A 7,486-nucleotide genomic window follows, 5' to 3' on the forward strand; every position below is an offset into this window, starting at 1 on the left:
GAGGCGCAGGAGCACTCATTACCTGCGACGAGCAAACGAAGAGGCGCAGGAGCACTCATTACCTGCGACGAGCAAACGAAGAGGCGCAGGAGCACAGCTTCTTGAATACGCTTCGAGTTGTCTCGACGGATATTGAAACGCGAGGAAGAGTGGATGGTAGAACTTCGCGTTACAAAGAGCTCCAGAGCGATACTCGCAGTCCTCCCGTAGCGTATCCAGTCAACATTTTTTGTTGCATAAGCTTTTTAATGGGGGAATAGCAGCACCGTTGAAGTATTTTTGAATAAGATCATTAGGAAGGAAGAATAAAGTGGAAGATCACTTATTAATCTTTGTTTTCATTATCTTTATCATTAATGGGTTTGGTTTTATGATGATGGGTGTCGATAAACAGCGTGCTAAAACGAAACAATGGAGGATTTCAGAGAGATCTCTCTTCCTTATTGCTCTTTTGGGAGGGGCATTAGGTGTTTTCGCAGGATTAAAGTTTTTTCGCCATAAAACAAAAAAAGCTCTATTTTTAATTGGCTTACCATTAATAATAGGAATTCACTTCATGCTTGTAATACTGTATTTTTTGTAACTTAACTATACAAGCATAGTTTGTTTTAAATAACATAGACATGTTAGGGAGGAGGGGGAAGTCATCATGGATATGTTCAACGGGGCGATTCCTCATGTCATTGAAGAAGCAGGTTGGCTAGCACCTGTATTATTTATTATTGTGCATTTAATCAGGCCGTTTTTATTTCTGCCAGTAATAGTGGTTTGTATTGCAGGAGGATATTTGTTTGGATTTGTACATGGAACAATTTATTCCATTTTAGGCTTAACCTTAATGAGCTTTTTCTTTTATAAATTAGTAGATATTTTTCCATCCTTTCGCACTAGAATTACTACATTAAAGACAAAGCTTTTAAAAGATAGAACCTTAACACTGGGGCAAGTAATGATTTTAAGGATGATGCCCTTTGTTCATTTTCATTTACTTTCTTTATACTTGATGGAAATGACTTCTACCTTTAAGGAATATATGCGATATTCCTTTGGTGGGGTTATATTGCCTTCCATCCTATATACTGCTTTTGGTCGGGCAATTACAGATATGCCAATCTATGCATCTGTCTTTTTTTTCCTAATCCTAATAGGGGTATTTTATTATTTAGGAAGAAATGCCACTGAAACATACAAGTGGAATAGGTTTTTTGCAGCTAAATCTACATCTGATTAAAGAGAGTTTCCTAAGTTATAGACAGTGATGGTATTTGCTCCACTCCTCGCAAATACTACGAGGGTGTCTTAAAAGGTTAAAACCATACCTTTTAAGACACCCTCTTCTAGTTATTTTTGCTTTTTTAAAGAGTCAATGATTTCACGGATGGATGAATTTTCTTGATCAAAATATTCCTTCCAAGGACAACCTAATTTTTTGATTCTTGGCATTATGGAAAAAATATTAAAGTCACTAGGCTCTAATGATTTATTTACTTCTTTCCAAAAAAGAGGTGCCGCTACTTTAGCCCCTTCCTTTCCCCTTGTGGAATAAGGACTTATAATTGTTTTTCCGTACCAGTGTTGGACGTAATCAATATATAATTTATTCCCCCTATTTTTCTTCATCCGTTCAATAGTAAAATCCTCTGGATGCGTCTCTACTAAATATTTAGCGATAAAAGAGGTGAAAACCCTTGTATCCTCGTAGGACATTGGTGAATGGAGGATCGGAATGTGGATCTGTAATCCTTTATTTCCAGAAAGCTTAGGGAAGCTGGTTATATTAAATTTCTCAAACAGCTTGTGCATTTCATTTGCGGCTTTTACAGCTAATTCAAAATACTCTACTGAGGGTGGATCAAGGTCAAAAACAATTTCTGATGGATAAGAACTTCCAATTGGATGGAAAGGGATGTGGTATTCCAATGCTAATTGGTTTCCAAGCCATAGCAAAGTAGATTTATCTTTGCAATGAATGTAATTAATACCCTCTTCTTCGTATGTTTGGATAAAGTTGGGGGCATATTCTGGACTGTTTTTTTGATAAAAAGCTTCCCCACGGATACCGTGAGGATATCGAATCACTGTGAGAATCTTTCCTGCTAAAAAAGGAAGTATATATGGTGAAATTTCGTGTAAATAAGAAATAAATTGCTCCTTATTAACAAATGGATCTTCCCACACCGGTTTATTAGGATTTGTCATGTTTACATCTTTATGAATATCCGTATTGTCTAATATTAACTGCCCCCATGTGCAATTTTCCCAGTGCATATCTGTTCGAAACCTCAGGAACTTTGGCTCCTGCAGTTTATCCTTAATGATATTGTTAAATTGCAACTCTACACAAATGCCTGGATCAATTGTAATGGAGGAACCGCGATCACTTTTTTTATTTCTCATGATTATTTCTACTAAGGCATTTTTTTCTTTTTCTTCTAACCCATTAGAAAAAGATCCTATATTAATTATTTCATTATTTCTTCTTATACCAATGGTAATTTGGTAACTTTCTTTTATAAAGCCGGTTATAAAGAAACTTCCGATAAATTTCGTTTTTGTTTTCGACAAATGCTCGAGGAAAGCAGTAGTCTTTTTCATAAAACTCATTCCTTTTTATCATCCACAATCCTTTATTGTGGCAATTTGCATTCTTCTGGTGGGACACTGGTAAATGCTTGTATACTTGGCTGCCTAATGGACCGACCCTTCGGCCATTCGATATACTGTATTTTTACAGTTAATTGGGGGGATATCCATTGAGAATTATTAAGCCTGTCCGGTTCATTAATAAAGGGCCGTTCTTCCACCTTTAATTTCTCAACATACTGAGTAATTAACTGCCAGTCTTCCTGAGTTAATTTTCCTGTTCCTGCATGTCCTACATAATGTAAGTTCCCAGATTCATCATACAAACCGAGGAGTACTGCATTTACTACTCCATTTCGGTACGTAACCCCACCAATTACAGCAATTATATCTTGGAAATTCTTTATTTTAATCCAGTTATTGTTTTTACCTCCCAATTCATATTTGCTGTTTAATTTTTTTGCAACAATTCCTTCCATCCCTTGTTGTTCTGTTACTTTATATAATGATTCCCCATCCTCGTAGGAAGTAGTGAGTTGTATGTTGGGTGTTGGCTCAATAATCTCAGAGAGTAACGCCATTCTTTCCCGTAAAGGTAATTCGTTAATCCAACGACCATTATAATAAACCACATCAAAAATCATATAGTATACTGGCACTACATTTTTCATCATCTGTACCTTGTCCAGTTTTCTCAGGGCATCTCGCCGCATGACCTGATGAAAGGAAGGACGTCCATGTTCACCTAAGGCAATTACTTCACCGTCTAATATGACAGAATTTGCTTTACAATAGGAGTCCTGCAATAATTCAGGAAAGTGCTGTGTTCTTTCGTTTTGTTTTCTGTTGTAAAGTCGAGTTTCCTTTCCATCATAATAGGTAACAATCCGAACTCCGTCCCACTTCATTTGCATCGTCCAATCCTCTCCAGCAGGGACAGTTGATGAACTCATTGGTTCAAATGGAATGATTAATTCTAAATCCATAAATTTTTCTCACCTTATTTTGCTTCCTTTGTAGGTTTTTTCGTTACTTTTGGTTTGGCAGTAGTTTTTTTCACCGTTCTCTTCGTTGTTGTTTTTTGTGGTTTAGCCTTTTCGATACTCTTTTCTAGAGCCTCCATTAAGTCAATAACGTTCGTTTGTTCCTGTTTTGTAACGCCTTCGTCTTCCTCCACCTTTTGACGTATAAGCTCTAACAATTCAATTCGGTAATCATCGGTATATTTTTCAGGGTTAAACTTAGCAGATAGATGCTCAATCAATGTCTTGGCCGTTTCTAGTTCCTTTTCATGAAACTCTCCAGCCTCAGGGACATTCGGTACATTTTTCACATCACGTACCTCGTCAGGGAAATGAAGAGTTTCCATAACAAGGGTATTTCCGTATACACGTATTGCAGCCATATTTTCTTTAGAACGAATGGTTATTTTGGCAAGCCCTATTTTTCCAGTATCAAGAAGGGATTTTCTTAATAAAGCATACGCTTTAGACCCGCCTTCATTAGGGCTTACAAAATAGGTTCGGTCAAAATAAATCGGATCGATTTCCTCTAACTGAACGAAATCGATAATTTCAACGGCCTTATCTTCTTGTTCTTTCTTTAGGGATTCTAATTCTTCTTCATCAAGGACTACATATTTTCCCTCAGTATATTCATAAGCCTTAACAATATCATCATTTGATACAGACTGACCGCATTCAGAACAAGTACGTTCGTATTTAATTGGGGCATGACAGTCTTTATGGAGATTTCGGAGCTTTACATCTTTATTTTCTGTTGCTGCATGAAGTTTGATTGGAATATTTACTAAACCAAAAGAAATAGTTCCTTTCCAAATGGTATGCATAGTGATCACACTCCTTGTACTTTAGTATGTACAATGATGTTTTTTTGATTAAATATAGGAAAGGGCAACTACTAGAGGTAAATTATTAACCCCTTGAAGTCGCCCTTGGAAGTACTTTTTTTTATTTATTTATTGTTTAAGGAGGCCTTTGATAGGGTTTCTCCACTCTATTTCTGCTTTTGGATAATGAATAAGTATCTCTTTTTCAATAAAGTGAAAATCTTTTTTACTCAACCCCATCAATCTGTCTGTATGTTCTGTCCAAATCATGATGGAGGTAACTTCAAATGATTCCTCCGTTGCCCCTAAATATTTTTCACCCTCAAATAGGACTCCCCTATGAGTAACTAACAAATTCTTTCTAACGTTATCTGTATCATCTAATAGATAAAATTCCCCTCGATTATATGCTGCTTCTAACTTCCTTCGAGGATCTAAGAAATATTTTATAATACTAAACACAATAATACCTATGGCTATTAGGAGGAATAATCGAAATAAAAATACTGTCATGGAATATCTCCCCTTTAGGATCCGTCTTATTTATTTTTACCCAAGGATACCCTCTTCAAAAGCAGTCCTATTATTCTAAATTAATTAAAAAAATACACCTTTGCTATCATATACGAATAACCATGGAGAAGGTTTCAAATTTTTTTTGTTCTGTTATAATTATTTCATGAATTTGTTAAAGAAAGGTGTTTTCCATGGATTTTAATGGACTTTTTAAGATGCAAAAGGAATTAGATAGCTATATCGAAAGGAAACATAGACTAGAGAATGCAGCTCTCCTAGATCGAAAGCTGTTAGCTTTTCATGTTGAATTAGGAGAGCTCGCAAACGAAACTCGCTGTTTTAAATTTTGGAGTGAAAAAGGTCCATCTGCAGATCATATTGTACTGGAAGAATATGTTGATGGCATTCATTTTATCTTATCTGTTGGCCTAGAGCTTAAATATGATAACATTACTACTTTTTCCTTTCCTGTAATGAACCCTATGAACGGAGAGGCCTTAGTCCCTTATTTTTATGGAGTAATTGAATCTGTTTACGAACTTCGTCAAAATATAAATCAAGAAAATTATGAGAATTTGTTTAGACAATATTTAAAGCTTGGGTCTGCATTAGGTTTTTCAGAGGAAGATATTATTTCTGCTTATAAAAGAAAAAATGAAGTGAATCATGAACGGCAAAATCAGGGATATTAGTAGTAGGCATTTTATATGTATAGTGCTTTTCCTTATTTCGGATATCGAAATTTGAGAAAGGGAATAAAACTGGTATAATAAACAAGTGACATAATTTTATAACTTTTCTTTCTAACATAAGGAGGTACAATAATGGATGAATTATTACATATGCTGAAGGAACTTACGGATGCAAACGGCATACCTGGAAATGAGCGGGAGCCAAGAGAAGTAATGAAAAAGTATATTGCTCCATTTGCTGACCAGGTAGAGCAAGATGGTCTTGGAAGCTTAATTGCAAAAAAAGTGGGAGATGCTACCGGCCCTAAAATTATGGTAGCTGGCCATTTAGATGAAATTGGATTCATGGTAACTTCCATTGATAAACATGGATTTGTGAAGTTCCAACCAGTAGGTGGTTGGTGGGAGCAAGTAATGCTAGCTCAACGTGTTACTATCATGACACGTAATGGAAATGTTCCTGGTGTAATCGGTTCCAAACCGCCACACATCCTGCCACCTGAAGCTCGAAAAAAGCCTGTTGATAAGAAGGACATGTATATTGATATTGGTGCATCTAGTCGGGAAGAGGCGCAAGAGTTCGGTGTAAGGCCTGGAGATTCTATTGTTCCAGTTTGTGAATTTACTGTTATGAAAAATGAAAAAATGCTCATGGCAAAGGCATGGGACAATCGTATTGGCTGTGCCATTGCAATTGAGGTTCTCCGTCGCCTAAAGGATGAGCAGCATCCGAATATTGTTTATGGTGTTGGTACTGTTCAAGAAGAGGTTGGACTCCGCGGTGCTAGAACCTCTGCTTATCAAATTCAACCGGATATCGGGTTTGGGGTAGATGTGGGGATAGCTGGAGATACACCAGGAGTGACGGATAAGGATGCTCTAGCAAAAATGGGGAAAGGACCACAAATTCTCGTGTTTGACGCATCCATGGTGGCTCACAAAGGTCTCCGAGATTTTGTAACTAATACTGCAGATGAGCAAAATATTCCATATCAGTTTGATTCCGTTGCTGCTGGTGGAACAGATTCCGGAGCTATTCATTTAACAGCAAATGGTGTACCGGCCTTGTCTATCACCATCGCAACTCGATATATCCATACACACGCAGCGATATTACATCGTGATGATTTTGAAAATGCAGTGAAGCTAATTGTGGAAGTAATCAAGAAGCTAGACAGAAATACTGTTAATGAAATCACTTTTCAATAAACCACCAAAGTAAAAGAGGGTGCCTTAAAAGGTAAGTTTTAACCTTTTAAGGTACCCCTCTTATATTAGATTATTACTGTAATCCTTTTGAAATTTGATTAATACATTCTTGTTTTTCTTGATCGCTTGCTTGTTTCCAATAAACTTCAAACAATACCCCTAATCCTGGAAGCATTTTTTCTTCACCACTTTGAACGGCATCGACGATGGTTTCCTCCACTTCCTGTGGACTATTACCACTAACGTTTTGTAAAATAGCTCCTCTTAAATTAAAGCTCATGGCAATCTCCCTTTCAAATAGACTAAAATAGCAGCTATATCGAGTTTTGCTGCTAATTCTGTTATAGTATGAGTGATAACGTGTATAAATATGTAGTAAAAAGGGAAAAATTGAGAATATTTTAAGAGAGACTGCCTCCAAAGGTCGCTCTTTACCTTTGGAGGCAGTCTCTCGAAAAGATGGCAAAGCCGTCGCCATCTTTTAAAGGCTTTTATGAGTGACCTTCTCATAAAAGCCGAGCGACGAGCGTGCCATCAATAAACCAAAGGTCGCTCTTTACCTTTGGAGGCAGTCTCTCGAAAAGATGGCAAAGCCGTCGCCATCTTTTAAAGGCTTTTATGAGTGACCTTCTCATAA

9 protein-coding genes are annotated in these 7,486 nt (G+C 36.8%); 4 read left to right on the plus strand and 5 right to left on the minus strand.

Features of this window, described 5'->3' with window-relative positions:
* The first annotated feature begins 310 nt into the window (after positions 1-310).
* The gene (locus J2S74_RS27060; RefSeq protein ID WP_307332815.1) at positions 311-583 is read left to right on the plus strand and encodes a DUF1294 domain-containing protein; all 273 of its coding nucleotides are present in this window, start codon (positions 311-313) and stop codon (positions 581-583) included.
* Between the two features lie 66 nt (positions 584-649).
* Positions 650-1,231, plus strand: a complete 582-nt coding sequence (locus J2S74_RS27065) for a TVP38/TMEM64 family protein (RefSeq protein ID WP_307332817.1) — start codon at positions 650-652, stop codon at positions 1,229-1,231.
* Positions 1,232-1,341: 110 nt separating this feature from the next.
* Here the strand turns inward: J2S74_RS27065 and ligD are convergent, their stop codons facing one another.
* The 4 genes from ligD to J2S74_RS27085 all read right to left on the minus strand — a co-directional run bounded on the left by ligD (position 1,342) and on the right by J2S74_RS27085 (position 4,945).
* Positions 1,342-2,604, minus strand: coding sequence for a DNA ligase D (gene ligD, locus J2S74_RS27070; RefSeq protein ID WP_307332821.1), 1,263 nt, complete (start codon positions 2,602-2,604; stop codon positions 1,342-1,344).
* 23 nt (positions 2,605-2,627) lie between these two features.
* Positions 2,628-3,569 (minus strand): ATP-dependent DNA ligase, encoded by a 942-nt coding sequence (locus J2S74_RS27075; protein WP_307332824.1) that lies wholly within the window; start codon positions 3,567-3,569, stop codon positions 2,628-2,630.
* A gap of 14 nt (positions 3,570-3,583) precedes the next feature.
* Positions 3,584-4,432, minus strand: a complete 849-nt coding sequence (ku, locus tag J2S74_RS27080) for a non-homologous end joining protein Ku (protein WP_307332827.1) — start codon at positions 4,430-4,432, stop codon at positions 3,584-3,586.
* A gap of 129 nt (positions 4,433-4,561) precedes the next feature.
* The gene (locus J2S74_RS27085) at positions 4,562-4,945 is read right to left on the minus strand and encodes a sigma-w pathway protein ysdB (RefSeq protein ID WP_307332830.1); all 384 of its coding nucleotides are present in this window, start codon (positions 4,943-4,945) and stop codon (positions 4,562-4,564) included.
* A gap of 194 nt (positions 4,946-5,139) precedes the next feature.
* Here J2S74_RS27085 and J2S74_RS27090 point away from each other — a divergent pair, with 194 nt between their 5' ends.
* Together J2S74_RS27090 and J2S74_RS27095 are read left to right on the plus strand one after the other, a co-directional pair.
* A complete protein-coding gene (locus J2S74_RS27090; protein WP_307332833.1) occupies positions 5,140-5,640 on the plus strand; it encodes a dUTP diphosphatase in 501 nt (166 codons plus the stop codon).
* A 132-nt stretch (positions 5,641-5,772) separates the two neighbouring features.
* Positions 5,773-6,849, plus strand: a complete 1,077-nt coding sequence (locus J2S74_RS27095) for a M42 family metallopeptidase (RefSeq protein ID WP_307332836.1) — start codon at positions 5,773-5,775, stop codon at positions 6,847-6,849.
* A 73-nt stretch (positions 6,850-6,922) separates the two neighbouring features.
* On the opposite strand, the gene sspI is transcribed toward J2S74_RS27095, so the two are convergent.
* Positions 6,923-7,129, minus strand: a complete 207-nt coding sequence (gene sspI, locus J2S74_RS27100; protein ID WP_307332838.1) for a small acid-soluble spore protein SspI — start codon at positions 7,127-7,129, stop codon at positions 6,923-6,925.
* Between the last annotated feature and the right edge of the window lie 357 nt (positions 7,130-7,486).

Origin of the sequence: Evansella vedderi (genome assembly GCF_030813435.1) — a bacterium.
GTDB lineage: Bacteria > Bacillota > Bacilli > Bacillales > Salisediminibacteriaceae > Evansella > Evansella vedderi.

Coding starts and splice junctions, on each gene's coding strand:
- J2S74_RS27065 (WP_307332817.1), top strand. CDS start 650: ATGGATATGTTCAACGGGGCGATTCCTCATGTCATTGAAGAAGCAGGT.
- ligD (WP_307332821.1), bottom strand. CDS start 2,604: ATGAGTTTTATGAAAAAGACTACTGCTTTCCTCGAGCATTTGTCGAAA.
- J2S74_RS27075 (WP_307332824.1), bottom strand. CDS start 3,569: ATGGATTTAGAATTAATCATTCCATTTGAACCAATGAGTTCATCAACT.
- ku (WP_307332827.1), bottom strand. CDS start 4,432: ATGCATACCATTTGGAAAGGAACTATTTCTTTTGGTTTAGTAAATATT.
- J2S74_RS27085 (WP_307332830.1), bottom strand. CDS start 4,945: ATGACAGTATTTTTATTTCGATTATTCCTCCTAATAGCCATAGGTATT.
- J2S74_RS27090 (WP_307332833.1), top strand. CDS start 5,140: ATGGATTTTAATGGACTTTTTAAGATGCAAAAGGAATTAGATAGCTAT.
- J2S74_RS27095 (WP_307332836.1), top strand. CDS start 5,773: ATGGATGAATTATTACATATGCTGAAGGAACTTACGGATGCAAACGGC.
- sspI (WP_307332838.1), bottom strand. CDS start 7,129: ATGAGCTTTAATTTAAGAGGAGCTATTTTACAAAACGTTAGTGGTAAT.